This is a genomic window from Methylobacterium sp. AC832 (genome assembly GCF_979256025.1).
Genome location: NZ_CEEDMV010000007.1, coordinates 55000 through 81753 on the forward strand (window position 1 = coordinate 55000; position 26754 = coordinate 81753).

Genomic DNA, 26754 nt, shown 5'->3' on the forward strand with positions numbered 1-26754 from the left:
GTTTCCGCCGATTTTTCATTAGACGGCGATCTTTACTGCACCGAACATTTCGATGACGACGTATTTGATCGAGGCCTTTGTCGTCTGCGCCACTGCTGCAGACTTAGCCTCGTTCAGATATCTATTGGATGTTCTTGGCGCACACCTGCATGCCTTGCAGTTCGACATCTTAACTGGCGCGCATCACCCGCCAATCAATGGTTCATTTGTACTGGTAGAGGGATTTTATTTAACCGGTTGATCCGGCCGGAAACCCATTGTTCCGTCCCCAGACGATGGCTTCGGAACGCTTGTGCACGCCGAGCTTGCGGTAGAGGGCGGCGGCGTGGTTGCGCACGGTGTTTCGGGACAGGGTCAGGCGCTTGGCGATGGCATCGTCACCGAGCCCGGAGCAGATGAGATCGAGGATCTGCCGCTCGCGCACCGTCATGTTCGGTGCGATCGCATCCATGTGATCGCCTCCCGGCCCGCGCAGGTTGGCGAGTTTGTCGATGAGCCCGCGACTGAACCAGGACGTATCGGCCATGACGGTCTCGATGGCCTCGAACAGGTCGCGCTCACCGCGCTTGCGCTCCGTGATGTCCTGCAGGACGAGCAGTGCGTAGACATCGTCCCCGATCTCGACCCGTTCGGCCGAGACGAGGCAATCGAGGCTGGTTCCGTCCTGGTGGCAGAGGCAGACTTCAAGGCCGATGACGTAGCCGGTCAGAGCCACCGCGCTCTCGAATTTCTCGCGGGCCGCCTCGTGAACCCAGAGCCCGAGTTCCGCGGGCGAACGCCCGGCGACCGTATCGCTGGCATGGCCGAAGACCCGGCTGAAGGCCTCGTTCACCCCCGTGATCGTGAAACCGTCCGCCCGTGCCAGCACGGTTGGCACGGGGGTCAGGCGGAATGCCTTGGCGAAACGCTCCTCGCTCTGGCGCAAAGCCATCTCGGCCTTCCGGCGCAATTCGAGGTCGGCGAAGGTGAAGAGCATGCAGGCTTCTTCGCCGAGTTCCATCGGCTGGCCGGCGACGATGACGTGACGCTCGCCCCCGTCGGGCAGATCGAGACAGGCCTCCATCTGCGGGATGGTGCCACCCTCGTTCAGGCGCGAGATGGCCAGGTCCCGGTTGCGGGCGCCCGCCAGCACATCGACCTCGTAGACGCTGCGGCCGATGACGGCATCCCGGGTATAGCCCGTCATCTCGAGGAACCCGAGATTGACCTTCACGTGGCGCAGGTCGGAGAGCCGGCAGATCACGGCCGGGGCCGGATTCGCGTTGAAGGTCTTTTCGAAGCGATCCTCGGCCTCGAACTGGTTCGAGACGTCCTTCAGGATGAGGGCGAGGCAACTCGGATTGCCCTCCCGATCCGTGGCCACGAGACTGCGGAGGGAATGGACGAAGGTCACGTCCGGCTTGTCGGTCCGGGTCACCTCGACGATCACGTCGTGGAACGTCTCGCCGGATACGACGCGCTCGATCGGATATTGATTGGGGGTGCGATTGTTGCGGTAGCGCAGGGCGAAACGCTCGCGATAGGCATCGACCGTTTCCCCGAGCACGTCCATGGATTCCACGCCATGCATCGCCAGGGCAGCCTCGTTGGCATAGGCGATGGTCTGGTCCGGCTCGACCAGGATCACCCCCTCGCTGAGGCCGGCGATGATCTGCCGGAGTTCGTACCTGTCGACGCCAAGTGTCACCGTCGCTCCCACCGCTCCCCGATCCGGGCCACAGCCCCGCCTTCAACAGATGCATGCGTAAGCAGTTCCAGGGTAAAGCGTCGAAACACTGGTATATCTCGCTGAACTCAGCCCTCTTGATTTCGTTGCGCCCATTCATGATGACGATTGGCGAACTTAAATATTCATTATCTGATGAAACAGGACCCGTTCTTTACCTTGAGAAGTTACGCTCTGAACATCGAGACAAATCAATTTACAAATAAAGATTCGACCTAAAAAGAAACCGAGGAACAACGCGCCCTATTCATTCATCGCTGGAGAGTTTTTGGTGTGGGCACGCGGAGGCAAGAGGCGGAAAGTCCCGCGTTCCAACGGGGGTCGCGTCGTCACGGAGCGAGCCTGTGTGTCCCCGGCCCGCGACTATTGCTGCCCCTGACGTAACCGGAAGCGCGTGATCGCCGAAATCCGTCTCAGAGCCGCCGTCGAACCTGAGTTGCGATAAGGGGACCGTTCCACATGAGCACGCTTGCCCGCCCTCCAGCCGTCGCGGCGGAATGCCGTTGCCGCGATTTCGATGGCGGAGGACGGTGTGGCCAAGTCCCCGGCAGCGAATTAGAGTCTTGGCGATGAGCCTGGCGCAGGCGGCATATTCGAGCCGCTTCCCCGTCCTACCGGCTCGGTCCGAAGCCCCCGGAAGCATCGCGTCCATGCCCGCCCGATCGACGCCATCGTCCGGCGAGGCGTCACTCGCAACTGCGATGCAGGCGGCTCAGAAAGGCGATGCCGTCGCCTATCGCCAATTCCTGCGAGACTGCGTGCCCGTCATCTCCGCAATGGCGAGGGCCAAGGGCGTGCAGGGGCCGAGCCTCGACGATGTGGTCCAGGACACTCTGCTGACGATCCACCGGGCGCGGGCAAGCTACGACCCGTCCAGGCCCTTTCTCCCGTGGCTCCGCGCGATCGCTCATCGGCGCGCCATCGACGCCATGCGCCATGACAGCCGTCGGCCACGAGAGGTCCACGATCCGATCGCCTACGAGACACGCGCCGATGATGGGCCCCCGCCCGGGCACGATCTTGAAATCCGAGCTCGGCATCGGGCCGTGACCGAGGCCGTCGCCCATCTTCCCCCGGGGCAGCGCGAGGCGATCGAACACATCGCCCTGCGCGAGTTATCCCTCGAAGAGGCGTCCGTTCTCACCGGGCGGACCAAGACGGCGCTGAAAGTCAATTTCCATCGGGCACTGAAAGCCCTGCGTGCCGCTCTCTCATCCAGCAAGGAGGGCTCGGATGTCTGATCCCGCCAGCCACGAACGTCTCGTCGAGGAGCTGGCCCGGTCGCTCGCGCCGGTCCGCCCGCTGCCGGGGCCGGGATGGCGGGCCGTCGCCTGGTTCTCCGCCGTGCTCGCCCTGGCCATCCTCCTGCTGCCCCTGTCCGACGCCGCCAGCCTGCAACTGCGCCTCGGCGTTCCGGATCTTCGCTATGCCGCGCTCGGGGCAATATTGACCAGCATGGCCGCAGCCTTCGCGGCCTTCCAGAGCAGCGTGCCGGGCCGCAGCCGGGCCTGGGCTCTTCTACCGATTCCGCCTCTGGTTGTGTGGCTCGGCGTCAGCGGGCTCGGTTGCCTGCGGGCCTGGCTCGCTCCGGCTTCGAACCTCGCCGAAACTGGAGAGATGCGCGGCTGCTTCGTCTTCCTGATGGGCGTCTCTCTGCCGCTCTCAATCCTGCTCGTCACGATGTTGCGCCGGGCCTGCCCCTTGAACCCGAGCCTCACGGCGGCTCTCGGAGGCTTGGCCGTCGCGGCGGCGGCAGCGGTGCTTCTGGTTCCGTTCCATCCCCACGACGCCACCGCGACGGATCTGGCGGTTCACCTCGTGGCCGTTGTCATCGTGGTCGGCCTCAACGGACTCCTCGGCGGGCGCATCCTCGAAGGCGCGCCCCGCCGACGCACGGCCGCCACGGCGTCGGAGGCCGATCCGTAGGCGGGCAGGGGCGGCGCGTCCGATCGAGCGGGGCCCCGCGGCGGCCGGTGCGATGGCCTAGAACATGCCGCGCTAACGTCCTTCGACCGGCCCTTCCGTCCGCCGACGACACGCATGACCGTGCCATCTCCCTCGGCGCATATCTTCACGCCGACCGACAGTCTCGTCGTTCCCGTCCTAAACGAGGAGGCCGTGCGGCCGGTGCCGTCGTTCGAGGATGGGACACCCAACCCGACGCTGGCCGTCCGCGTCTCCCTTCACGTTCCCATCGCCGAACGTTCCGGCGAGGATGGGTCCGGAATGGCGAGGCGCGGATCGGCCGGCTGCCGCTCGGCGCGCAGTTCCCAGCTTGCGGAACGGCGTGACTCCGCATCCGAGGTAGAGCCCGGACAGCGAATGGACGACCAAGCCGCAGGCTCGATTCGACCTCCACAGTCATCATCCCTTGATCATCTGACGCCAAGCCTCTATCCGGGCGGCGTCTTTCGCCCGGCTCGACACCTCGAGCGCCGCCCTGGGCGACCGCTCATGTGACTTTGTCTTAGGAATGTGACGATGGCCAAAGAGAAATTTGCCCGCACCAAGCCGCACTGCAACATTGGCACGATTGGTCACGTTGACCACGGCAAGACGTCGCTGACGGCTGCGATCACGAAGGTCCTGGCGGAGTCGGGTGGCGCGACGTTCACAGCCTACGACCAGATCGACAAGGCCCCCGAGGAGAAGGCGCGCGGCATCACGATCTCGACGGCTCACGTCGAGTACGAGACGGCCAACCGTCACTACGCCCACGTCGATTGCCCCGGCCACGCCGATTACGTGAAGAACATGATCACGGGTGCGGCGCAGATGGACGGCGCGATCCTGGTCGTGTCGGCCGCCGACGGCCCGATGCCCCAGACCCGCGAGCATATCCTGCTCGCCCGTCAGGTCGGCGTGCCGGCGCTGGTGGTGTTCCTCAACAAGGTCGACCTCGTCGACGACGAGGAGCTCCTCGAGCTCGTCGAGATGGAGGTGCGCGAGCTCCTCTCCAAGTACGACTTCCCCGGCGACGACATCCCGATCACCAAGGGTTCGGCCAAGGTGGCTCTCGACAACGGCGACAAGGCCGTCGGCCATGACGCCGTGCTGGCCCTGATGGCGAGCGTGGATGCCTACATCCCGCAGCCGGAGCGTCCGATCGACAAGCCGTTCCTGATGCCGATCGAGGACGTGTTCTCGATCTCGGGCCGCGGCACCGTGGTGACGGGTCGCGTCGAGCGCGGCATCGTCAAGGTCGGCGAGACCGTGGAGATCGTCGGCATCCGCGACACCCAGACCACCACGGTCACGGGCGTCGAGATGTTCCGCAAGCTGCTCGACCAGGGCCAGGCCGGCGACAATGTCGGCGTGCTCCTGCGCGGCACCAAGCGTGAAGACGTCGAGCGCGGCCAGGTCGTGTGCAAGCCGGGCTCGGTCAAGCCCCACACCAAGTTCAAGGCCGAAGCCTACATCCTCACCAAGGAGGAGGGCGGTCGCCACACCCCGTTCTTCACCAACTACCGGCCCCAGTTCTACTTCCGCACCACCGACGTGACCGGTGTCTGCGAACTGCCCGAGGGCACCGAGATGGTGATGCCCGGTGACAGCGTCACCATGGACGTCACCCTCATCGTCCCCGTCGCCATGGAAGAGAAGCTCCGCTTCGCCATCCGTGAAGGCGGTCGCACCGTCGGCGCAGGCGTCGTCGCAGCCATCAACGACTGAGAATGCGGAGAGCCGCGCCGTTTCGGCGACGCGGCTCGCCCCACCTGTAATGTTCGAAAGAGCCGGCTTCGCGCCGGCTCTTTTGTTTTGAGCGAACGCCACCGGGAAACAGGAGCCCGTCGTGAGCAAGGAAACCAGCGAGTTTCTCAGCTACGTGCTGCGGCATGCCCCGGATGCGATCGGGATCACCCTGGATCGTCAGGGGTGGGTCGACATCGACACCCTGCTTGCGGCCGCCCTCCGATCCGGGACAGCCATCGATCGCGTTACCCTCGACGAGATCGTCGCCACGAGTGACAAGAAACGCTTCACCCTGTCGCCGGACGGTTCGCGGATTAGGGCGGCCCAGGGGCATTCCGTCGAGGTGACCCTGGATCTCGCTCCCTGTAAACCGCCGCCCATCCTGTTCCATGGCACCGCGATCCATGCGGTTCCGGCCATCCTGGCCGACGGCCTCAGGCCCGGCGCGAGGAACCACGTCCATCTCTCCTCCGAGGCGGAAACCGCCCGCCGCGTCGGCCGGCGGCACGGGAAACCAGCCGTCCTCACCGTCGCGGCGCAGAGCATGTGGCAGGCCGGCACGCATTTCTACCGTGCGGACAACGGTGTCTGGCTCGTCGGGCATGTGCCGCCAGCCTATCTTGGCCGGTTCGAGGAGCCGTGACAGCTGTACCATCGCAATTTCGGCGGCGGCACGCCTTGGGCTCTTGCGCCGACGGAAATGATCGGGCATTGAGCGTCCCGCGTAGGAGTGTAGCTCAACTGGTCAGAGCGCCGGTCTCCAAAACCGGAGGTTGCGGGTTCGAGTCCCTCCACTCCTGCCAGTGTTTTCCTTAAGCGCAATGCCGGATCGGCCTCCCATCGGGAATGTCGAACCGGAGCGTGTCTCCAGCTTTCTGTCGACATGTCCGCGACGGTCGACAAGACCCGGGACTTGCGCTAGAGCGTTCGCATTCCGAGATCGGTAAATGTGTTCGGTGCGGGCTTCGACCAGAGCCTCCGCACCGGTCCGCTTTCCGGTCAGGGCCGATTTTCCCTGTTGTTGGCATCAATGGCATCGAACGAAGCAACGAAGAAGGCGGATCTGGCGCGCACTCCGCAGCGCGGCGCCGCCACGCCGACGCCGCCTCGGGGCACTCCGCCCGTGCGGCCCGCGCCCAAGCGCGTCGGCCCGGCCGAGTTCCTGTCCCAGGTGCGCGACGAGGGCCGCAAGGTCACGTGGCCGAGCCGCAAGGAGACTACCGTGACGACGATCATGGTGTTCATCATGGTGGTGGCGGCGAGCATCTTCTTCACGGTCGTGGACCAGGCACTGCGCTACATCGTGACCCTGATCCTCGGGGTCGGCGCCTAGAACAACTGAGTCTTCCTGGGCGCGTCGTCGCGACCGGGCAGGCCGACGTCAGGATTTGGTGAGAACCGTGTCGAAACGCTGGTACATCGTCCACGCCTACTCGAATTTCGAGAACAAGGTCGCGCAGTCCATCAAGGATCAGGCGGCGCAGCGCGGGCTGATGGAGCTGTTCGACGAGGTCATGGTTCCGACCGAGAAGGTCGTCGAGGTTCGCCGCGGCCGCAAGGTCGATGCCGAGCGCAAGTTCTTCCCGGGCTACGTCCTGGTGAAATGCGATCTCACCGACGAAGTCTACCACCTCATCAAGAACACCCCGAAGGTCACGGGCTTCCTCGGCGCCGACAAGTCGAAGCCGGTCCCGATTCCCGATTCCGAGGCGGAGCGTATCAAGGGGCAGGTCGCCGAGGGCGTCGATCGTCCCAAGCCCTCGATCTCCTTCGAGATCGGCGAGACCGTCCGCGTCTCCGACGGTCCCTTCGCATCCTTCAACGGCACCGTCGAGGAAATCGACGAGAGCCGTTCGCGCCTCAAGGTCGCCGTGTCGATCTTCGGTCGCGCCACTCCGGTGGAACTCGAATACGCTCAGGTCGAGAAGGTCTGATCGTCAGGCGAATGACGAAACGCGGATGGCGAAGGTAGGCAAAGCCTCCTCGCCGTCCGCGATTCGCGTTCGTCATAACCCGCGGGAGGTCCGCCCGGTTTGCCGCCGGGATCCACGGATCGCACCGCGACCTGCAACCGCTCGTATCGTTCGTGCTCGAGGCAGCCGGGCGACGGGCTACATTTGGGAGCAGTCCCTATGGCAAAGAAGATCACGGGCTACGTGAAGCTTCAGGTTCCGGCCGGCGCCGCGAACCCGTCGCCGCCCATCGGTCCCGCGCTCGGTCAGCGCGGCCTCAACATCATGGAATTCTGCAAGGCCTTCAACGCGAAGACCTCTCAGATCGAGAAGGGCACGCCGATCCCGGTCGTCATCACGGCGTATCAGGACCGCTCCTTCACCTTCGAGATGAAGCAGCCGCCGGTCACCTTCTTCCTGAAGAAGGCTGCCGGTCTGAAGATCGGCAAGAAGCCGGCTTCCGGCTCCAAGACTCCGGGCAAGGGCCCGACGGTGGGCAAGGTCACCGAAGCTCAGCTTCGCGAGATCGCCGAGAAGAAGATGCCCGACCTGAACTGCGACTCGGTTGACGCCGCCGTCGCCATGATCCGTGGCTCCGCGCGGGCCATGGGCCTCGACGTCGTCGCTTAAGGGGGAGGGCACAATGGCACATGAAGGCAAGCGCATCCGCGCCGCCCGCGAGGGCATCGACGCGCTCAAGCTCTACCCGATCGCCGAGGCGATCGCCCTGGTGAAGCAGAAGGCCAGCGCCAAGTTCGACGAGACCGTTGAGATCTCGATGAACCTCGGCGTCGACCCGCGCCACGCCGACCAGATGGTCCGCGGCGTCTGCAACCTGCCGAACGGCTCCGGCCGTACCGTGCGGGTGGCGGTGTTCGCCCGCGGCGCCAAGGCCGACGAGGCCAAGGCAGCCGGTGCCGACATCGTCGGCGCAGAGGACCTGCTCGAGATCGTCCAGAGCGGCAAGATCGAGTTCGACCGCTGCATCGCGACCCCGGACCTGATGCCGCTCGTCGGTCGTCTCGGCAAGGTGCTCGGCCCGCGCGGCCTGATGCCGAACCCGAAGGTCGGCACGGTCACCATGGACGTGAAGTCCGCGGTCGCCGGCGCCAAGGGCGGCTCGGTGGAGTTCCGCGTCGAGAAGGCTGGCATCGTCCATGCCGGCATCGGCAAGGTCTCCTTCGACGAGACCAAGCTCGTCGAAAACATCAAGGCGTTCGCCGACGCGGTGGCCAAGGCCAAGCCGGCCGGCGCCAAGGGCACCTACATCCAGCGCATCGCCGTCACGTCGTCGATGGGCCCCGGTGTGAAGGTCGAGCCGTCGACCGTGCTGACCGCCTGATCGGTAGTCACCTGACGAAAATAGGAAACGCCCGGCTGTCATGGCCGGGCGTTTTCTTTTGTCTAAGCGAGAAGCTTCAAGCGCCGGCCAGCGAGAAGCGTCGCGGTGAGGCCGGCGAACATCGCCGCGCAGAAGACCCATCCGGATGCGGCGCCCGCCATGATTCCCGATAGCAACGTTCCGACGCTGCAGCCGAGACCGGTCATGGCGCCCCAGCCGAGGAGAAGGCCGCCGACGAGACCGCGCACGGCTTGGCCTCGCGTCGGCAGGGCGGGGCGGAACTCCCCCGCCGCCAGAGCGGCGGCCAGGGACGCCGCGACGAGCCCCGCGATGAATACCCCGTTCGGCGTCAGGATTGCATCGCGGATGGCGGTGGCGCAGCCACGAAATCCGTCGAGCCCTTCGAGGCGCGAGGGCAGGAGATCGAGCCCGGCAGCGGCCTGCCTCGCCCGTCCGCCAATCTCGGCGGTGACGCCGAGGGGGCCGACCCTGAGATACGCCAAGGTTCCGAGAGCGCCGACAGCGAGTCCGCCGAGCCAGGTCGGCCAACGCTCGACGAAGACGGCACGCAGCGGCGCGACGCGCCTCGATGGCAGCGCATCAGCAGGCGGCAGCCACCGCAGAAGGGGCATCGCCAGAGCCGCCAGGACCGAGAGAGTGAGGACGAGGCTGCCGGCATAGCCGAGATGCCGGGGCAGCCAGATGACGGGCGCTTCCGAGACACTTGCGAGATAGAGCGTGTTCCAGGTGAGGAAGCCGAGGACGAAGCCCAGGGCTGTTCCGACCAGGGCGAACGGTGCCGTGGGTGATCCCTCGCCGAGGCGGTAGAGATGAGCGCCGATGCAGGAGCCCGAGATCGCCATGCCCGCTCCGAAAGCGGCACCGGCAAGGGCGAGGATCGGCCCGACGGGACCGATATGGGCGTCGGGCGGCAACCGCACCCCACTCGGATCGGGCAGCCATGCCCCCAGCACGACAGCGTAGCCGACCGTGCCGACGGCGAGCGCGGCGAGGATGCCAAGGGCGCCGCGCGGGTCTCGCCGGTCGATCAGATCGCGCCACAGGCAGAGGAAGCAGAAGCGCGAGCGCTGGAGCACGAAGCCGAACAGGGCTCCGAATGTCAGCGAGAGCGCGAGCCGGCTGCTGCCGGGATCGCCGGAGAGATTCAAGGCGGCGGCCAGGATACTCACGCCGATCAGGGCCGCCGACGCGACCCGCAACGGCACGGGGGAACGCCCGGTCGAAGGACCGGGCGCTGGAGGTTCGGATATCGGTGAGGCCGTCACTTGCCCGACCACACCGTCCCGGCAAGGTTCACCACCGGCACGCCGACGGCGTTTCCGTATTCCGTCCAGGACCCGTCGTAATTCCGCACGGGGTAGCCGAGGACGCGGCTGAGCACGAACCAGGAATGGCTCGAGCGCTCGCCGATGCGGCAGGAGGTGATGACCGGCTTGGACCCATCGATCCCCACATCGGCGTAGAGCTTCTTCAGCTCCGGCACGGATTTCAGGGTGCCGTCTGGGTTCACGGCCTTGGCCCAGGGCACGTTCACCGAACCGGGGATGTGCCCTGCCCGGATCGCGAGTTCCTGTACGCCCGCCGGCGCGATGAGCTTACCCGAGAACTCATCCGGCGAGCGGATATCGAGGATCGTCTCGTCCCGCTCCTTGCGCGCCACGGCGAGCACGTCCGCGAGACGGGCGCGCTGGCCCGTCGAGACCGGCGTGACGGGGAAGGCCGAGGCGGCCACGTCGGGGCTGCGGGTATCGAGCTGCCGCTTCTCGGCCTCCCATTTCTTGCGGCCACCATCGAGCAGCTTCACGTCGTCGACGAGACCGTACTGCGCGAACACCCAAGCCCCCCAGGCGGCGAACCAATTGTTGTTGTCGCCGTAGAGGATCACCGTGGTGTCGCGGTCGATGCCGAGACGGCGGATCAGAGCGGCGAACTTGTCCGGTCCCGCGATGTCGCGGCTCACCGTCTCCACGAGATCCGTGTGCCAGAGAACGTTCTGCGCATTGGGTATGTGGCCGCGCTCGTACACGCCCGGCTCCACGCTGACCTCGACGATCCGCAGCTTCGGCGAGCTTAGGTTGGCCTCGAGCCACTCGGTGGATACGAGGGGGCTGGTTTGGGCCTGTTTCTGTTCGGCGGCATGCGCCGCCACATGCCCGATCGTCGGCAACGCCAAGGCGGCCAGCGCAATACGAGCGGCAAGAAGGGTTCTGAAGGACACGGGCGCGCTCCGGCGAGGATAAGGTCGTCGCGTCGCGGTGGGCTGTGCTCGGCCGTCGACCGTGCCGCCCGGGTCGTATCGTCGACCACGAGCCACGCCCCGAAACTTGACAATATGATGGTGTTTCCGATCGCCAGCGGAATCAATACAATGGTTTTTCAAATATTTGAGTGATGTTGGAATATAGGTTCCAATGCGAGCCTAAAAAGACAGGGATTATCTTCGCCATTGAGCCGTCCGTGAAAGCCGATGAATCCGGTGACGTCGCGGCTACCCGGAACCGAGTCCGAGATACCCCGCAGCGCCGGAGCCCTGAGCGTGGATAATTCCTCGCTCGGTAGCCCGAGGGCTTTGCGACCCGTCGGCACAAGCCTGCTCCCGGATTCCGACGCTGTCTTCAGGTTCATGCACGCCAGAACGGTTTCGCGGCTTCCAGGCGCAAAGCCACGGGATCGAGATCGAGCTCTCTAATTTGCTCCGAGGTCAATTCCCGAATTGTACGCCTCCCGGTGAAGCGCCTGAGCCAGATTGATAGGATCCCGAGGGGCCCAGGTGAAAGTTGCCTCTGTGCTTGGTCGGAAGAGGTCCTTAGGCTAGGAAGGAAAGCGACCTTCGGATCGGGACTTAGGATCGGCCCTAGAGTATCGCGGTTCGGCATCTCGATGGGGCTCCATTCGCTCGCAACTCGTCATTGATCCGAATTTGAATCGAATCAATCAATACATTGCACTCGGAACAATATGAGCTTGGCCGACTACCGGATGATTTCGGACGGGATCGCTGCGGATATCGCGCAGGGGCGCATGGCCCCGGGAAGCCGGATGCCGACGCAACGGCAATTCGCATACGAGCGCGGGATCGCCGTCTCTACCGCCAGTCGAGTCTATGCCGAGCTCACGCGGCGCGGGCTCGTCACCGGAGAAGTCGGCCGCGGTACGTTCATCCGCAACGCGGAGCCGGACGCGGCAGGCGAACGAGAGGCGGAAGGCGGCCTCGTCAATCTCGAACACGTCTTCTCCATCCTGCCCCATCAAGCGGCGGATCTCGCCGCCAGCCTCAAGCCTCTTCTCGATCCGGCTCGGATTCAGGCCACGTTCCCACCCGTCAGGCCGGGCGCGGCCGGGCCGGCGCGAGCCAAGGCGGCCGGTTTCTTCGCGCGGGGAGGGTGGTCGGCCGATCCCGAAACCGTCCTCTTCACCGGGACGGGACGTCAGGGCATCGCTGCGGCCATGGCGGCGCTGGCCCAACCCGGCGACCGGATCGGGGTGGAGGCCATGACCTATCCCATCGTCAAAGGCCTCGCGCACCGCCTCGGTATCGAGCTCGTCGCCCTACCGATGGATACGGAGGGGGTGACCCCCGATGCCATCGAGCGAGCGCATGGGGAGAAGCCCCTGCGGGCCCTCTATCTGCAGCCCGTCCTGCAAAGCCCCCTCGGCCAGAGCATGAGCGCGGAACGGCGGCGCGCCGTAGCGTCGGCCCTCCACCGGCACGACCTCGTCTGTATCGAGGATTCCGTCTACGGCTTCCTGTGTGACGAGGAACCCTTGGCGGCCCTGGCACCGGACCGCGTGATCCTCATCGACAGCCTGTCGAAACGGCTGGCTCCCGGCCTGAGCCTGGGCTTCGTCGCGGCGCCCTCCGGTTTGGTGCAGCGGCTCGGCGCCGCGATCCGCACCGGAGCCTGGACGGCGAGCGGCCTTCCCCTGGCGATGGCGCTCCACCTCATCGACGACGGAACCGCGAGGCGGATCGAGACCGCCAAGCGGGCGGACGCGACCGCGCGCCAGCATGCCGCCAGGGAAGCATTGGCGGGCCTCGACGTGCGGGGTGACCCGAGAGCCTTCCACCTCTGGCTCTCGTTGCCCTCCCATTGGAGCGCCGAACGCTATGCGGCTGCCGCGGCGCGCAACGGTGTCGCGGTATCACCCGCCAGCGCCTTCGCCGTCGGGACCTCGACACCGGAGAATGGGGTGCGCCTCGCCCTCGGCTCGCCACCTTTCGCGCGTCTGGACAGCGCTCTACGGACATTGCGGCGCCTCGTCCTCGATGGGGACGAGGCCGTGGTGGAGTAGGCTCTCGGAGCCATTCGAAGCCTACCGGCCGATGCCGGACAGTCGCACCGCACGCTTGAATCGGCGCGACCCGTTCGAGGCTGCGTCAAACGCGCGCGAACGTCACGGCTCCGGCTTGGGCACGATCAAAACCCGCCCTGGAAAGGGCAAAGAAATCAACATGCGAGGGTGACGCCTTCGCACCTGTCTGTGCTAGGTATGCCGCCATGCGATGCACCCTCTCCGTCACCTCGAAACGACGCATCCTGTGCGTCTTTCCCGCATACACGCCGTCCTTCGGGACTTTCGCCCACGCCTACCCGTTAATGGGCGGGGTAAAGGCGTTCATGCCGCCTCAGGGCCTGCTCCTCATCGCGGCTTACATGCCGGAGGAATGGGAGTACCGGTTCATCGACGAGAACATCAAACGGGCCGGGCCGGACGATTTCGCCTGGGCCGATGCGGTGTTCGTGTCCGGCATGCACATCCAGGCACCCCAGATCCGGGACATCTACGCTCGGGCGCATGCGGCCGGTAAGGTCACGGCGCTCGGCGGCCCCTCGGTCTCCGGATCGCCCGAGCAATATCCAGAGTTCGACTATCTCCATATCGGCGAAATCGGCGACGCTACCGACGAACTCGTGTCGGTCCTCGACCGCGACGTGTCCATTCCGGCAAGCCAGGTTCGACTGGAGACCAAGGAGCGTCTGCCGCTCTCCGATTTCCCGGCGCCGGCCTACGAGGCCGCTCCCCTCAAGCGCTACCTCATCGGCTCCCTGCAATTCTCCTCCGGCTGCCCCTATCGCTGCGAGTTCTGCGATATCCCCCAGCTCTACGGCCGTCAGCCCCGCCTGAAGACTCCCGAGCAGATGCTCGGCGAGCTCGATGCGATCATCTCCCAGCCGGGCCATCCGGCCGTCGTGTACTTCGTCGATGACAATTTCATCGGCAACCGCAAGGCGACGAAGGACATGCTGCCCCACCTCGTGGAGTGGCAGAAGAAGAACCATTACCCGCTTCAGTTCGCCTGCGAGGCGACCCTGAACATGGCCAAGCAGCCTGACATCCTCGAGCTGATGCGGCAGGCGAATTTCATGACCGTCTTCGTCGGCATCGAGACGCCGGAAGAGGACGCGCTGGCGGGCATCGACAAGAAGCACAACGCCGCCGTGCCGATGTACGAGGCCATCGAGACTCTCAACAGCTTCGGCCTCGAAGTGACCTCGGGCATCATCCTCGGCCTCGACACCGAAACGGACGGCTCGGAGCAGAAGCTCATCGACTTCGTCGACAAGTCGGCGGTGCCGGTGCTGACGATGAACCTGCTGCAGGCCCTGCCGAAGACACCGCTCTGGGACCGGCTGACCCGCGAGGGACGTCTCACCCATGACGCGGCGCTGGAATCCAACGTCCTGTTCAAGCGCCCGCATGACGATGTGGTGGCGAGCTGGCGCCGGGCCATCGCCCATGCCTACGAGCCGGAGAACCTGTTCGCGCGCTTCCGCTATCAGGTGGAGCGGACCTATCCGCACCGGATCAAGACGCCGACCAGGGGCAAGCTCACACGGACCAATCTCCGTCGCGGTCTCGTGCTCGGTTTCAACATCGCCCTGCGCGTGGGCATCCTGTCCGATTACCGCGGCGTATTCTGGCGCGCGGCCGGCCATGCCTTGAAGCGCGGACAGATCGAGGCGGTCTTCAACATGGGATTCGTCGCCCATCACCTGATCCGCTTCACCCGCGAAGCCCTGCGCGGCGAACACAACGCCTCGTTCTACGCGGCCAAGGCCGAGCAGAAGCTGGAGAATGCCCGGACGCCCTGGTGGCAGGCCGCGCGTAAGTTCCTGCCGACATAGGGACTTCCGTACGCGCCCGAAGATGCTCCCGCCGAACAGGCGGGAGAAAATCCCGTCAACCAAAATCGTACATGCGAAGCGGATTTCTTCATCTCGGGCACTTGGCAGGGCGCTTGCTAGGGCCTATAGACCCCGCTCCACGTATTTCACACTTTGAAAGGATTCGACCAATCGGTCGATATCCGACATGCGAATTCGCCTGGGCAACCAGGCGATAATGGCCGGAAGGCTTTAAGGGGCGAGCAGCTCCTTCAAGCCTCGTCCGGCCATGTCCTGTCCGAGACTGCAGGCGCCGGGCAACCGGCTTAATTCCCCAGCCTGCACAGACGGGGAAGACCGAATTCAACACCCTATCGGCACCGCGATTCGCGGCGCAGGCAGGTATCGGTTTGAACCATCTCGCCCGTGCCGTCCACCGTTCCGGAGGATGTCAGGGGACAGGGCCGTGAAGCGTCGTCCAGGACGTTCCGGCTTCTCGCTGAGCCGAGTTCCGTTCCGGGCGGCATGTGCAACCGGCGGACCCTCTTCGAGGGGGACCCGCCAACCGGAGAGAGCCCCAGTGGACAGGACAGCCAAAGCTGATCTCGTCTCGACGCTCAACGGCGTGTTTGCGAACACGTCCGTCGTCGTCGTGGCCCACTACAAGGGCCTCACGGTCGCCGAGATGCAGAAGCTGCGCGCGCAGATGAAGCAGGCCGGTGCCACCGTGAAGGTCACCAAGAACCGCATCGCCAACATCGCTCTCGATGGCACGGACGTCGCCTCCATCAAGCCCCTCCTGAAGGGTCCGACCCTGCTCGCTTATTCGAGCGATCCGGTCGCGGCTGCGAAGGTTGCGGTGGACTTCGCCAAGGGTAACGACAAGCTCGTGATCCTCGGCGGCGCCATGGGAACGACAGCTCTGAACCCGGACGGTGTGAAGGCGCTTGCGTCGCTCCCGTCCCTCGACGAACTGCGCGGCAAGATCGTGGGCCTCATCCAGGCTCCCGCGACCAAGATCGCCCAGGTCGTCAGCGCACCGGCTGCCAAGCTGGCTCGCGTGTTCGGAGCCTATGCCACCAAGGACGCGGCTCAGGACGAAGCGGCCTGAGGCCGCATCGCCCTTCCCTCATCACCCGTTCAAACCGACATCTAAAGGAACATCACCATGGCTGATCTTGCCAAGCTCGTCGACGACCTGTCCTCGCTGACCGTTCTCGAAGCCGCCGACCTCGCCAAGCTCCTCGAAGAGAAGTGGGGCGTCTCCGCCGCCGCTGCCGTCGCCGTTGCCGGCCCGGCCGCCGGCCCGGCCGCCGTCGTCGAGGAGCAGACCGAGTTCACGGTTCTCCTGACCGCCGCTGGCGACAAGAAGATCGAGGTCATCAAGGAGGTCCGCGCGATCACCGGCCTCGGCCTCAAGGAAGCCAAGGACCTCGTCGAGGGCGCTCCGAAGGCTGTCAAGGAGTCCGTCAACAAGGAAGAGGCCGAGAAGCTCAAGGCCCAGCTCGAGAAGGCCGGCGCCAAGGTCGAGCTCAAGTAAGTTGCCGATGGGCCAAATCAGGCCCGTCACTTCCGGTCGGTCCCTTCGGGGCCGGCCGGCACCGACGCCCGCGGGTCTCCGACCCGTGGGCTAAGGTCGCTTCAAGCGACCGGGCGGTCCTGGAACGGACCGGCGGCATTCATTTCGGGTGGGCTTCGTCCGGCGGGACAGGTTCATCGCCTGGTCGCGGGAGGCATAAAGCCTTCCCCGGGCACCCGGTACGCGGGACGTAGGAGCGAGGTCACCCATGGCCAACACGCTGGTCGGTCGCAAGCGCATTCGCAAGTTTTTCGGCAAGATCAAGGAAGTCGCCGAGATGCCGAACCTCATCGAGGTTCAGAAGGCGTCCTACGACCAGTTCCTGATGATGGACGAGCCGGAAGGCGGACGGGGCGACGAAGGCCTGCAGACCGTTTTCAAGTCGGTCTTCCCGATCTCCGACTTCTCGGCAACGGCCCTGCTCGAGTTCGTGAAGTACACGTTCGAGCAGCCGAAATACGACGTCGACGAATGTCGCCAGCGTGGCATCACCTTCGCGGCCCCGCTCAAAGTGACGCTGCGCCTCATCGTGTTCGATGTGGACCCCGATACCGGTGCCAAGTCCGTCAAGGACATCAAGGAGCAGGACGTCTACATGGGCGACATGCCCCTGATGACGGAGAACGGCACCTTCATCGTCAACGGCACCGAGCGCGTCATCGTCTCCCAGATGCACCGCTCGCCGGGCGTGTTCTTCGATCACGACAAGGGCAAGACCCATTCCTCGGGCAAGCTGCTCTTTGCCGCGCGCATCATCCCCTATCGCGGCTCGTGGCTCGATGTGGAGTTCGACGCCAAGGACATCGTGCATGTGCGTATCGACCGTAAGCGCAAGCTTCCGGCGACGTCGCTGCTGTTCGCCCTCGGCCTCGACGGCGAGGAGATCCTCTCCACCTTCTACAACCGCGTCATCTACGATCGCGACGGCGCCGAATGGCGCGTGCCGTTCGATGCCGACCGTCTGAAGGGCTTCAAGGCCTCCGTCGATCTCGTCGACGCGGATTCGGGCGAAGTCGTCCTCGAAGCCGGCAAGAAGCTCAACGCCCGCAACGCCCGCCAGATCAGCGAGCGCGGCGTCCAGTTCCTGAAGGCCACCGACGAGGACCTGATCGGCCAGTACATCGCCGAAGATCTGGTCAACGCGAAGACCGGAGAGATCTGGGCCGAGGCCGGCGACGAAATCTCCGACAAGCTCCTCAAGAGCCTGGAAGAGGTCGGCGTTTCGGAGCTTCCCGTCCTCGACATCGACCACGTCAATGTCGGTCCCTACATCCGCAACACCCTCGCCGTGGACAAGAACTCGTCCCGCGAAGGCGCGCTGTTCGACATCTACCGCGTCATGCGTCCCGGCGAGCCGCCGACGCTCGACACCGCCGAGGCGATGTTCCACTCGCTGTTCTTCGATTCCGAGCGCTACGACCTCTCGGCCGTCGGTCGCGTGAAGATGAACATGCGTCTCGACCTCGATGCCGAGGATACTGTGCGCACCCTGCGCCGCGAGGACATGCTCGCGGTCGTCAAGGCGCTGGTGGACCTGCGCGACGGCAAGGGCGAGATCGACGACATCGATCACCTCGGCAACCGCCGTGTGCGTTCGGTGGGCGAGCTCATGGAGAACCAGTACCGCCTGGGCCTTCTCCGCATGGAGCGCGCCATCAAGGAGCGCATGTCTTCCGTCGATATCGACACGGTGATGCCGCAGGACCTCATCAACGCGAAGCCGGCAGCGGCCGCGGTGCGTGAGTTCTTCGGCTCGTCGCAGCTGTCGCAGTTCATGGATCAGACCAATCCGCTCTCAGAAGTGACGCATAAGCGTCGCCTCTCGGCGCTTGGCCCGGGCGGTCTCACCCGTGAGCGCGCCGGCTTCGAGGTGCGCGACGTGCACCCGACCCATTACGGTCGTATCTGCCCGATCGAGACGCCGGAAGGCCCGAACATCGGTCTCATCAACTCGCTCGCCACCTTCGCGCGGGTGAACAAGTACGGCTTCATCGAGACCCCGTTCCGTCGCGTGAAGGACGGCGTGGTGACGAAGGAGGTCTCCTACCTCTCGGCCATGGAAGAGGCGAAGTACTACGTCGCCCAGGCCAACGCCCAGATGGACGAGAGCTTCAAGCTGACGGAAGACCTCGTGGTCTGCCGTCGGGCCGGCGACGTCATCGTCGTGCCGCCGGACCGCGTCGACCTCATGGACGTGTCGCCGAAGCAGCTCGTCTCGGTAGCTGCCGCACTCATCCCGTTCCTCGAGAACGACGATGCGAACCGCGCTCTGATGGGTTCGAACATGCAGCGCCAGGCGGTGCCGCTGGTCCGCGCCGACGCGCCGTTCGTCGGAACCGGCATGGAAGCCGTGGTCGCCCGCGATTCGGGTGCCGCCATCGCGGCGCGCCGCTCCGGCATCGTCGATCAGGTCGATGCGACCCGTATCGTCATCCGCGCCACCGAAGAGGCCGATGCCAACAAGCCCGGCGTCGACATCTACCGCCTGCAGAAGTTCCAGCGCTCCAACCAGTCGACCTGCATCACGCAGAAGCCGCTGGTCCGCGTGGGCGAGCAGGTCAAGAAGGGCGAGATCATCGCCGATGGTCCGTCGACGGAGTTCGGCGAGCTGGCACTCGGCCGGAACGTGCTCGTCGCGTTCATGCCGTGGAACGGCTACAACTTCGAAGACTCGATCCTGCTCTCCGAGCGGATCGTTAAGGATGACGTGTTCACCTCGATCCATATCGAGGAGTTCGAGGTGATGGCCCGAGACACCAAGCTCGGTCCGGAGGAAATCACCCGCGACATCCCCAACGTCTCGGAGGAGGCGCTAAAGAACCTCGACGAAGCCGGCATCGTCTATATCGGCGCCGAGGTCCATGCGGGCGACATCCTGTGCGGCAAGATCACCCCGAAGGGCGAGAGCCCGATGACGCCGGAGGAGAAGCTCCTCCGCGCCATCTTCGGCGAGAAGGCCTCCGACGTGCGCGACACCTCGCTCCGGGTTCCCCCGGGCGTGACCGGCACGATCGTCGAAGTCCGGGTGTTCAACCGCCACGGCGTCGACAAGGACGAGCGCGCCCAGGCCATCGAGCGCGAAGAGATCGAGCGTCTCGCCAAGGATCGTGACGACGAGCAGGCGATCCTCGACCGCAACACCTACGCCCGTCTCGCCGGCGTCCTGATCGGCCAGTCGCCGATCGCGGGTCCGAAGGGCTTCAAGAAGGAGACCACGCTCAGCCGTGAGCTCCTGAACGAGTACCCGCGTTCGCAATGGTGGCAGTTCGCCGTCGTCGACGACCGTCTCATGACCGAGATGGAAGCGATGCAGAAGCAGTACGACGAATCGAAGAAGCGCCTCGAGCAGCGCTTCCTCGACAAGGTCGAGAAGCTGCAGCGCGGCGACGAGTTGCCCCCCGGCGTGATGAAGATGGTCAAGGTCTTCGTCGCGGTGAAGCGTAAGATCCAGCCGGGCGACAAGATGGCCGGCCGTCACGGCAACAAGGGTGTCGTGTCGCGGATCGTGCCGATCGAGGACATGCCGTTCCTCGAAGACGGAACGCATGCCGACATCGTGCTCAACCCGCTCGGCGTGCCGTCGCGCATGAACGTCGGTCAGATCCTGGAGACCCATCTGGGCTGGGCTGCCGCCGGTCTCGGCCGCAAGGTCGGGCTCGCCGTGGACGCCTACCTCCGCAGCAACGACATCGCGCCCCTCAAGGCGGAGATGGAGGCGATCTACTCGCCGTCCGAGCTCGAAGGTCTGTCGGACGAAGACATGGCGGAGGCGGCCAACAACGTACGCCGCGGCGTGCCGATGGCCACTCCGGTGTTCAACGGCGCCAAGGAAGCCGACATCGAGACGATGCTGGAGATGGCCGGGCTCGACCGCTCGGCGCAGTCGACGCTCTATGACGGGCGTACGGGTGAGCCTTTCGACCGCAAGGTGACGATGGGCTACATCTACATGCTGAAGCTCCACCACCTCGTGGACGACAAGATCCACGCTCGGTCGATCGGTCCGTACTCCCTCGTCACCCAGCAGCCGCTGGGCGGTAAGGCGCAGTTCGGCGGCCAGCGCTTCGGCGAGATGGAGGTCTGGGCTCTGGAGGCCTATGGCGCGGCTTACACGCTGCAGGAGATGCTCACGGTGAAGTCGGACGATGTCGCCGGCCGCACCAAGGTCTACGAGGCCATCGTCCGTGGCGACGATACCTTCGAGGCCGGCATCCCCGAGTCCTTCAACGTGCTCGTCAAGGAAATGCGTTCGCTCGGCCTCAACGTGGAGCTCACCTCCTCCAAGAAGCTCGCGAACGACCAGCTCGACCCGCCCGCCGAGGCAGCCGAGTAAGACCCACGATACGCTCCCGCGCCGGCTCACCGTGAGCCGGCGCGGTTCGAGCGGGGAGGGGAAGCGCCTCTCGACGGACGAAGGCCAGCGGCGACCCGGCCGGTCGCAGCGCCTCATCGATTTCAGCACGTGGTCATCCCCTCGGCGGAGGGTGCAGCCCGTCAGCTCAGGAGCAGATCATGAACCAAGAGGTCATGAATCTTTTCAACCAGCAGGCTCAGCCTCAGAGCTTCGACCAGATCAAGATTTCGATCTCCTCACCCGAAAAGATCCTTTCGTGGTCCTTCGGCGAGATCAAGAAGCCCGAGACGATCAACTACCGTACGTTCAAGCCCGAGCGTGACGGCTTGTTCTGCGCGCGCATCTTTGGACCGATCAAGGATTACGAGTGCTTGTGCGGCAAGTACAAGCGCATGAAGTACAAGGGCGTCATCTGTGAGAAGTGCGGCGTCGAGGTCACTCTCGCGCGCGTCCGGCGTGACCGCATGGGCCATATCGAGCTGGCCGCGCCCGTCGCCCATATCTGGTTCCTGAAGTCGCTGCCGAGCCGCATCGGGCTGCTGCTCGACATGGCGCTCAAGGACCTCGAGCGCATCCTCTACTTCGAATCCTACTGCGTCATCGAGCCGGGCCTCACCCCCCTCAAGGAGCGTCAGCTCCTCTCCGAGGAAGAGTACCTGCGCGCCCAGGAAGAGTACGGCGAGGACTCGTTCACCGCCATGATCGGCGCCGAGGCCATCCGGCGCATTCTCCAGGAGCTCGACCTCGACGGAATCGCGAACTCGCTCCGCGAGGAAATCGCCACCACGACCTCCGAGCTGAAGCCCAAGAAGCTTCTCAAGCGCCTGAAGATCATCGAGGCCTTCCAGATGTCGGGCAACAAGCCCGAATGGATGATCCTCACCGTCGTTCCGGTGATCCCGCCGGACCTGCGCCCGCTCGTCCCCCTGGACGGCGGCCGCTTCGCCACGTCCGATCTGAACGACCTCTACCGTCGCGTCATCAACCGCAACAACCGCCTGAAGCGGCTGATCGAACTGCGTGCGCCCGACATCATCATCCGCAACGAGAAGCGCATGCTTCAGGAGGCGGTGGACGCGCTGTTCGACAACGGCCGTCGCGGTCGCGTCATCACGGGTGCCAACAAGCGTCCGCTGAAGTCGCTCGCCGACATGCTCAAGGGCAAGCAGGGCCGTTTCCGCCAGAACCTGCTCGGCAAGCGCGTCGACTATTCCGGCCGATCGGTCATCGTGGTGGGCCCGGAGCTCAAGCTGCACCAGTGCGGCCTGCCGAAGAAGATGGCCTTGGAGCTGTTCAAGCCCTTCATCTACGCGCGCCTCGACGCCAAGGGTTTCTCGGCCACCGTCAAGCAGGCCAAGAAGCTCGTCGAAAAGGAGAAGCCGGAGGTCTGGGATATCCTCGACGAGGTGATCCGCGAACACCCGGTGATGCTGAACCGCGCGCCGACGCTCCACCGCCTCGGCATCCAGGCGTTCGAGCCCAAGCTGATCGAGGGTAAGGCGATCCAGCTTCACCCGCTCGTCTGCGCGGCCTTCAACGCCGACTTCGACGGCGACCAGATGGCCGTCCACGTCCCGCTCTCGCTGGAAGCCCAGCTCGAAGCGCGCGTGTTGATGATGTCGACCAACAACATCCTGCACCCGGCAAACGGTCAGCCGATCATCGTGCCGTCGCAGGATATCGTGCTCGGCCTGTACTACCTGTCGATCGTCGCCGAGGGCGCCATCGGCGCCTTCGACCCGACCAACAAGAAGAACCCGATGCAGGGTGTCTTCGGCACCATCGGCGAGCTCGAGCACGCACTCGCGGCCAACACCGTGAAGCTGCACTCGAAGATCCGCTGGCGGTGGAACGGCATCGGCCCCGATGGCGAGCCGCTGACCCAGACCTACGACACGACACCCGGTCGCGTGATCCTGTCCACGGCCCTGCCGCTGCACAAGAAGGTCCCCTACGACGTCGTCAACAAGCTGATGACGAAGAAGGAGATCTCCGCGATGATCGACACCGTCTACCGCCACTGCGGTCAGAAGGAATCGGTGATCTTCTGTGATCGCATCATGGCGCTCGGCTTCAACCACGCGTTCAAGGCCGGCATTTCGTTCGGCAAGGACGACATGGTCGTGCCGGACAACAAGTGGCCGATCGTGGACGACACCCGCGCGCTGGTGAAGGACTACGAGCAGCAGTACAATGACGGCCTGATCACTCAGGGCGAGAAGTACAACAAGGTGGTGGATGCCTGGGCCAAGTGCTCGGACAAGCTCGCCGCCGAGATGATGCTGCGCATCTCCACCGTGCAAAAGGACGAGAACGGCGCCGACAAGCAGATCAACTCGATCTACATGATGAGCCATTCCGGTGCCCGTGGTTCGCCGGCGCAGATGAAGCAGCTCGCCGCGATGCGTGGACTCATGGCCAAGCCCTCGGGCGAGATCATCGAGACCCCGATCATCTCGAACTTCAAGGAAGGCCTGGACGTTCTCGAGTACTTCAACTCGACGCACGGAGCCCGTAAGGGCCTCGCCGACACCGCCTTGAAGACCGCGAATTCCGGTTACCTGACCCGCCGCCTCGTCGACGTGGCCCAGGACGCCGTCATTCGTGAGGTCGATTGCGGCACCACCAACGGCATCAAGATGCGCGCCATCGTCGATGCCGGCCAGGTCGTGGCTCCGCTCTCGATCCGCATCCTCGGCCGCGCCACGGCCGAAGATCTCGTGGCGCAGGACGGTACGGTCATCGTCAAGACCAACGAGACGATCGAGGAGAAGCACCTGCCCGCCATCCAGGCGGCCGGTATCCAGGAGGTGAAGATCCGCTCGGTGCTCGTCTGCGCCACCAAGAGCGGCGTCTGCGCCACCTGCTACGGACGCGATCTCGCCCGTGGAACGCCCGTCAACATGGGCGAGGCCGTCGGCGTCATTGCGGCGCAGTCCATCGGCGAGCCTGGCACCCAGCTCACCATGCGTACCTTCCACATCGGCGGTGCGGCGCAGATCGCGGATTCGTCCTTCATCGAGTCGAGCTTCGAAGGCACGATCAAGATCCGCAACCGTGCCCTCGCCCGCAACACCGACGGCGATCTCATCGCCACCGGTCGTAACGTGGCTGTGGTCATCGTCGGAACCGATGGAGCGGAACGCGCGGTCCACCGCCTGCAATACGGCGCACGTCTGCGGGTCGACGAGGGCGACAAGGTCAAGCGTGGCCAGCGCATCGCCGAGTGGGACCCCTATACCCGTCCGATCATCACCGAGACCGACGGTATCGTGGCCTACGAGGATCTGATCGACGGCCAGTCGATCACCGAGACCACCGACGAATCGACCGGCATCGCCAAGCGCGTCGTCATCGACTGGCGTGGTACGGCCCGTACGGCAGACCTCAAGCCTGCCATGCTGGTCCTCGACCAGGACGGCAAGCCGATGAAGCTGCCGCGCGGCTCGGACGCCCGCTACTTCCTTCCGGTCGACGCCATCATCGGCTACGACCCGGGCGGCACGGTGAAGGCCGGCGACATCCTCGCTCGTGTCTCTACCGACTCGGCCAAGACCCGCGACATCACCGGCGGTCTGCCGCGGGTGGCAGAGCTGTTCGAGGCCCGTCGTCCGAAGGACGCGGCGATCATCGCGGAGAAGTCGGGCACGATTCAGTTCGGGCGCGACTACAAGAACAAGCGTCGCCTGACGCTGACTCCGCATGACGGTTCGGATGCGGTCGAGTACCTGATCCCGAAGGGCAAGCACATCCACCTCCAAGACGGCGACGTCGTGGAGCTCGGCGACTACATCGTCGACGGCAACCCGGCGCCGCACGACATCCTGGCGATCAAGGGCGTGGAGGAACTCGCTGCCTACCTCGTCAACGAGATCCAGGAGGTCTACCGGCTCCAGGGCGTGTCCATCAACGACAAGCACATCGAGGTGATCGTCCGTCAGATGCTGCAGAAGGTGGAAATCACCGATGGCGGCGATTCGGAGATCCTGACGGGCGACCAGATCGACCGGACGGAACTCGCGGACATCAACGAGAAGCTGCTTGCCGAGAACAAGAAGCCCGTCGTGGGTGTGCCGGTGTTGCTCGGCATCACCAAGGCGTCCCTGCAGACGAAGTCGTTCATCTCGGCGGCCTCGTTCCAGGAAACCACCCGCGTGCTCACCGAGGCGGCCGTCAACGGCAAGATCGACCATCTCGAGGGTCTCAAGGAGAACGTCATCGTCGGATCGCTCATTCCGGCCGGTACGGGCTCCATGGCAGCCGACATCCGCGCCGTGGCGCGGCGTCGCGATGCCATGATCCTTCAGCAGAAGGCCGCCGAGAGTGGCGCCCAGCCCCTCAGCGAGCTGCCGCCGGCCGCTGAGTGATCTCCGCGTAGCCTTCAAACGAGACAAGGGGCGGCCAGCGATGGCCGCCCCTTCTTATTTCGCGACACCGCCTTCGGACCGGAGAGAACTCCCCGGTACCGGCCGCACCTCAACGAATCGCAGCATCTGTGCGGCCTCATCCGACAGCCCACCAGAACCCATCCACCGCACGTGACCGCCATCCAGGACTCCGCCAAGCTGATCGGCAGGTTGATCCGAGACCGTGACACCGCCCTGGATCGCCTCGTCCTGGCGCAGAACTCCAAAACCATATAATAATCGGGCGTTAACCGCCGGTCAGACCAAACTTTATCGCGCTTCGGGATTGACGTTCCGCCGTCCCCCGCATAGAAGCACGCCACTCCGGCACAACAGCAGGACATAGCGAGTCGCGGCCCTCGGGCCGAAAGACAATCGTTAATCCGGTTCCGGCACTCACATCGACTGACGTCCTTGTCAGATCAGTAGGTACGAGCGCGTCGTAAGGCGTGATCCTCTGCCGAACACGCGCCACGGGTCCTCACCGATCCATGGCGCATATTCGTTTTGCGGATCTTCTTATCGAGATCCGCGACAGCTCGGAAACGGGCTGCATCGTGAAGCCGAACATGGGATCGCGCCTAAGCGGTCCGGATGAAGAGGGCAGAGTATGCCGACGATCAACCAGCTGATCGCTCAGCCGCGTAAAGCGCAGAAGAGCCGCAACAAGGTGCCGGCGCTCGACGCTTGCCCGCAGAAGCGTGGCGTTTGCACCCGCGTCTACACGACGACGCCGAAGAAGCCGAACTCGGCTCTCCGTAAGGTCGCCAAGGTCCGTCTGACCAACGGTTTCGAAGTCATCGGGTACATCCCCGGCGAAGGTCACAACCTTCAAGAGCACTCCGTGGTCATGATCCGCGGCGGCCGCGTGAAGGATCTTCCCGGCGTTCGCTACCACATCCTGCGCGGCGTGCTCGACACGCAGGGCGTCAAGGGTCGTAAGCAGCGCCGCTCCAAGTACGGCGCCAAGCGTCCGAAGTAAGAATTTCGCTCATCCCGTAAGGATGTCGCCGACCTCGACGAGGTTCAGGCGGCCTGCGCGGGGTGGTTTCAAGACCTTGATTTATAGACGGAGCGAGCGATGTCCCGCCGCCATTCTGCTGAAAAGCGTGAGATCATCCCGGACGCCAAGTACGGCGACATCGTGCTCACCAAGTTCATGAATTCCATCATGTACGAGGGCAAGAAGTCGATCGCCGAGGGCATCGTGTACGGCGCGTTCGACATCGTCGAGAACCGCGCTCGTGCGAACCCGATCGAGGTTTTCCGCGCCGCTCTCGAGAACGTCGCTCCGGCGATCGAAGTGCGGTCCCGTCGCGTCGGCGGCGCGACCTACCAGGTCCCCGTCGAAGTCCGTACCGAGCGTCGTCAGGCTCTGGCGATCCGTTGGCTCATCCAGGCCGCCCGTGGCCGCAACGACCGCACCATGGTCGAGCGCCTCTCGGCCGAACTCCTCGATGCCGCGAATAACCGTGGCAACGCGGTCAAGAAGCGGGAAGACACGCACCGGATGGCTGAAGCCAACCGCGCCTTCTCGCACTACCGCTGGTAAGCGGCCCCGGACCCTTTCAGGA

General features: G+C 64.8%; 20 protein-coding genes and 1 tRNA gene. 18 read left to right on the forward strand and 3 right to left on the reverse strand.

All coding sequences use genetic code 11. From position 1 onward, the window contains the following. Positions 1–52: 52 nt before the first annotated feature. Positions 53–241 carry a hypothetical protein gene (locus AC0IXR_RS20315; protein ID WP_471761924.1) on the forward strand — a complete coding sequence of 63 codons (189 nt, stop codon included), beginning with the start codon at positions 53–55 and terminating at the stop codon, positions 239–241. Here the strand turns inward: AC0IXR_RS20315 and AC0IXR_RS20320 are convergent. Continuing rightward, positions 230–1687, reverse strand: a complete 1458-nt coding sequence (locus AC0IXR_RS20320) for a PAS domain S-box protein (protein ID WP_471761925.1) — start codon at positions 1685–1687, stop codon at positions 230–232. The two genes, AC0IXR_RS20315 and AC0IXR_RS20320, sit on opposite strands and share 12 nt — an antisense overlap. 689 nt (positions 1688–2376) lie before the next feature. Here AC0IXR_RS20320 and AC0IXR_RS20325 point away from each other — a divergent pair. From AC0IXR_RS20325 to rplA, 9 genes are all read left to right on the forward strand, one after another. Beyond that, on the forward strand, positions 2377–2967 hold the full coding sequence (locus AC0IXR_RS20325; protein WP_471761926.1) for an RNA polymerase sigma factor: 591 nt from the start codon (positions 2377–2379) through the stop codon (positions 2965–2967). Next, positions 2960–3652 carry an NrsF family protein gene (locus AC0IXR_RS20330; protein WP_471761927.1) on the forward strand — a complete coding sequence of 231 codons (693 nt, stop codon included), beginning with the start codon at positions 2960–2962 and terminating at the stop codon, positions 3650–3652. Before AC0IXR_RS20325 ends, AC0IXR_RS20330 begins: the two co-directional genes overlap by 8 nt. Before the next feature lie 555 nt (positions 3653–4207). Beyond that, positions 4208–5398: an elongation factor Tu gene (tuf, locus tag AC0IXR_RS20335; protein WP_207412100.1), complete on the forward strand. Its 1191-nt coding sequence runs from the start codon at positions 4208–4210 to the stop codon at positions 5396–5398. A 121-nt stretch (positions 5399–5519) separates the two neighbouring features. Then, positions 5520–6062, forward strand: coding sequence for an RNA 2'-phosphotransferase (locus AC0IXR_RS20340; protein WP_056429672.1), 543 nt, complete (start codon positions 5520–5522; stop codon positions 6060–6062). Positions 6063–6145: 83 nt separating this feature from the next. Further along, positions 6146–6222: transfer RNA gene (locus AC0IXR_RS20345), tRNA-Trp, on the forward strand. A 227-nt stretch (positions 6223–6449) separates the two neighbouring features. After that, a complete protein-coding gene (gene secE / locus AC0IXR_RS20350) occupies positions 6450–6752 on the forward strand; it encodes a preprotein translocase subunit SecE (RefSeq protein WP_056429694.1) in 303 nt (100 codons plus the stop codon). A gap of 67 nt (positions 6753–6819) precedes the next feature. Continuing rightward, positions 6820–7353 carry a transcription termination/antitermination protein NusG gene (nusG, locus tag AC0IXR_RS20355; RefSeq protein WP_056429674.1) on the forward strand — a complete coding sequence of 178 codons (534 nt, stop codon included), beginning with the start codon at positions 6820–6822 and terminating at the stop codon, positions 7351–7353. Between the two features lie 198 nt (positions 7354–7551). Beyond that, a complete protein-coding gene (rplK, locus tag AC0IXR_RS20360; protein ID WP_018044245.1) occupies positions 7552–8001 on the forward strand; it encodes a 50S ribosomal protein L11 in 450 nt (149 codons plus the stop codon). 13 nt (positions 8002–8014) lie between these two features. After that, complete coding sequence (gene rplA, locus AC0IXR_RS20365; protein WP_056429676.1) at positions 8015–8713, forward strand: 50S ribosomal protein L1; 699 nt, start codon at positions 8015–8017, stop codon at positions 8711–8713. Positions 8714–8775: 62 nt separating this feature from the next. Here the strand turns inward: rplA and AC0IXR_RS20370 are convergent, their stop codons facing one another. Both AC0IXR_RS20370 and AC0IXR_RS20375 read right to left on the reverse strand, forming a co-directional pair. Next, positions 8776–9939: a YeeE/YedE thiosulfate transporter family protein gene (locus AC0IXR_RS20370; protein WP_471761928.1), complete on the reverse strand. Its 1164-nt coding sequence runs from the start codon at positions 9937–9939 to the stop codon at positions 8776–8778. A 56-nt stretch (positions 9940–9995) separates the two neighbouring features. After that, positions 9996–10952 (reverse strand): sulfurtransferase, encoded by a 957-nt coding sequence (locus tag AC0IXR_RS20375; RefSeq protein ID WP_471761929.1) that lies wholly within the window; start codon positions 10950–10952, stop codon positions 9996–9998. Positions 10953–11692: 740 nt separating this feature from the next. Between AC0IXR_RS20375 and AC0IXR_RS20380 the strand changes: the two genes are divergently transcribed. The 8 genes from AC0IXR_RS20380 (at position 11693) to rpsG (ending at position 26732) form a co-directional block, all read left to right on the forward strand. Next, the gene (locus AC0IXR_RS20380; protein WP_471761930.1) at positions 11693–13027 is read left to right on the forward strand and encodes an aminotransferase-like domain-containing protein; all 1335 of its coding nucleotides are present in this window, start codon (positions 11693–11695) and stop codon (positions 13025–13027) included. A gap of 206 nt (positions 13028–13233) precedes the next feature. Beyond that, on the forward strand, positions 13234–14862 hold the full coding sequence (locus tag AC0IXR_RS20385) for a B12-binding domain-containing radical SAM protein (protein ID WP_471761931.1): 1629 nt from the start codon (positions 13234–13236) through the stop codon (positions 14860–14862). A gap of 559 nt (positions 14863–15421) precedes the next feature. Next, positions 15422–15952: a 50S ribosomal protein L10 gene (gene rplJ / locus AC0IXR_RS20390; RefSeq protein WP_056429688.1), complete on the forward strand. Its 531-nt coding sequence runs from the start codon at positions 15422–15424 to the stop codon at positions 15950–15952. A gap of 57 nt (positions 15953–16009) precedes the next feature. Then, a complete protein-coding gene (gene rplL / locus AC0IXR_RS20395; protein ID WP_018044238.1) occupies positions 16010–16381 on the forward strand; it encodes a 50S ribosomal protein L7/L12 in 372 nt (123 codons plus the stop codon). 247 nt (positions 16382–16628) lie between these two features. Next, positions 16629–20753 carry a DNA-directed RNA polymerase subunit beta gene (rpoB, locus tag AC0IXR_RS20400; RefSeq protein ID WP_056429690.1) on the forward strand — a complete coding sequence of 1375 codons (4125 nt, stop codon included), beginning with the start codon at positions 16629–16631 and terminating at the stop codon, positions 20751–20753. Positions 20754–20932: 179 nt separating this feature from the next. Further along, the gene (gene rpoC / locus AC0IXR_RS20405; protein WP_056429692.1) at positions 20933–25141 is read left to right on the forward strand and encodes a DNA-directed RNA polymerase subunit beta'; all 4209 of its coding nucleotides are present in this window, start codon (positions 20933–20935) and stop codon (positions 25139–25141) included. Between the two features lie 649 nt (positions 25142–25790). Continuing rightward, positions 25791–26162 carry a 30S ribosomal protein S12 gene (rpsL, locus tag AC0IXR_RS20410; protein ID WP_018044234.1) on the forward strand — a complete coding sequence of 124 codons (372 nt, stop codon included), beginning with the start codon at positions 25791–25793 and terminating at the stop codon, positions 26160–26162. Positions 26163–26261: 99 nt separating this feature from the next. Further along, the gene (gene rpsG / locus AC0IXR_RS20415; RefSeq protein ID WP_018044233.1) at positions 26262–26732 is read left to right on the forward strand and encodes a 30S ribosomal protein S7; all 471 of its coding nucleotides are present in this window, start codon (positions 26262–26264) and stop codon (positions 26730–26732) included. Positions 26733–26754: the final 22 nt, after the last annotated feature.

Excerpts from the sequence above, each read along its gene's own strand:
- AC0IXR_RS20315 (WP_471761924.1), top strand. The coding sequence starts at position 53 with ATGACGACGTATTTGATCGAGGCCTTTGTCGTCTGCGCCACTGCTGCA.
- secE (WP_056429694.1), top strand. The coding sequence starts at position 6,450 with ATGGCATCGAACGAAGCAACGAAGAAGGCGGATCTGGCGCGCACTCCG.
- rplA (WP_056429676.1), top strand. The coding sequence starts at position 8,015 with ATGGCACATGAAGGCAAGCGCATCCGCGCCGCCCGCGAGGGCATCGAC.
- AC0IXR_RS20380 (WP_471761930.1), top strand. The coding sequence starts at position 11,693 with ATGAGCTTGGCCGACTACCGGATGATTTCGGACGGGATCGCTGCGGAT.
- rpoC (WP_056429692.1), top strand. The coding sequence starts at position 20,933 with ATGAACCAAGAGGTCATGAATCTTTTCAACCAGCAGGCTCAGCCTCAG.
- rpoB (WP_056429690.1), top strand. The coding sequence starts at position 16,629 with ATGGCCAACACGCTGGTCGGTCGCAAGCGCATTCGCAAGTTTTTCGGC.
- AC0IXR_RS20385 (WP_471761931.1), top strand. The coding sequence starts at position 13,234 with ATGCGATGCACCCTCTCCGTCACCTCGAAACGACGCATCCTGTGCGTC.
- rplK (WP_018044245.1), top strand. The coding sequence starts at position 7,552 with ATGGCAAAGAAGATCACGGGCTACGTGAAGCTTCAGGTTCCGGCCGGC.
- rpsL (WP_018044234.1), top strand. The coding sequence starts at position 25,791 with ATGCCGACGATCAACCAGCTGATCGCTCAGCCGCGTAAAGCGCAGAAG.
- rplL (WP_018044238.1), top strand. The coding sequence starts at position 16,010 with ATGGCTGATCTTGCCAAGCTCGTCGACGACCTGTCCTCGCTGACCGTT.
- tuf (WP_207412100.1), top strand. The coding sequence starts at position 4,208 with ATGGCCAAAGAGAAATTTGCCCGCACCAAGCCGCACTGCAACATTGGC.
- AC0IXR_RS20325 (WP_471761926.1), top strand. The coding sequence starts at position 2,377 with ATGCCCGCCCGATCGACGCCATCGTCCGGCGAGGCGTCACTCGCAACT.
- rpsG (WP_018044233.1), top strand. The coding sequence starts at position 26,262 with ATGTCCCGCCGCCATTCTGCTGAAAAGCGTGAGATCATCCCGGACGCC.
- AC0IXR_RS20330 (WP_471761927.1), top strand. The coding sequence starts at position 2,960 with ATGTCTGATCCCGCCAGCCACGAACGTCTCGTCGAGGAGCTGGCCCGG.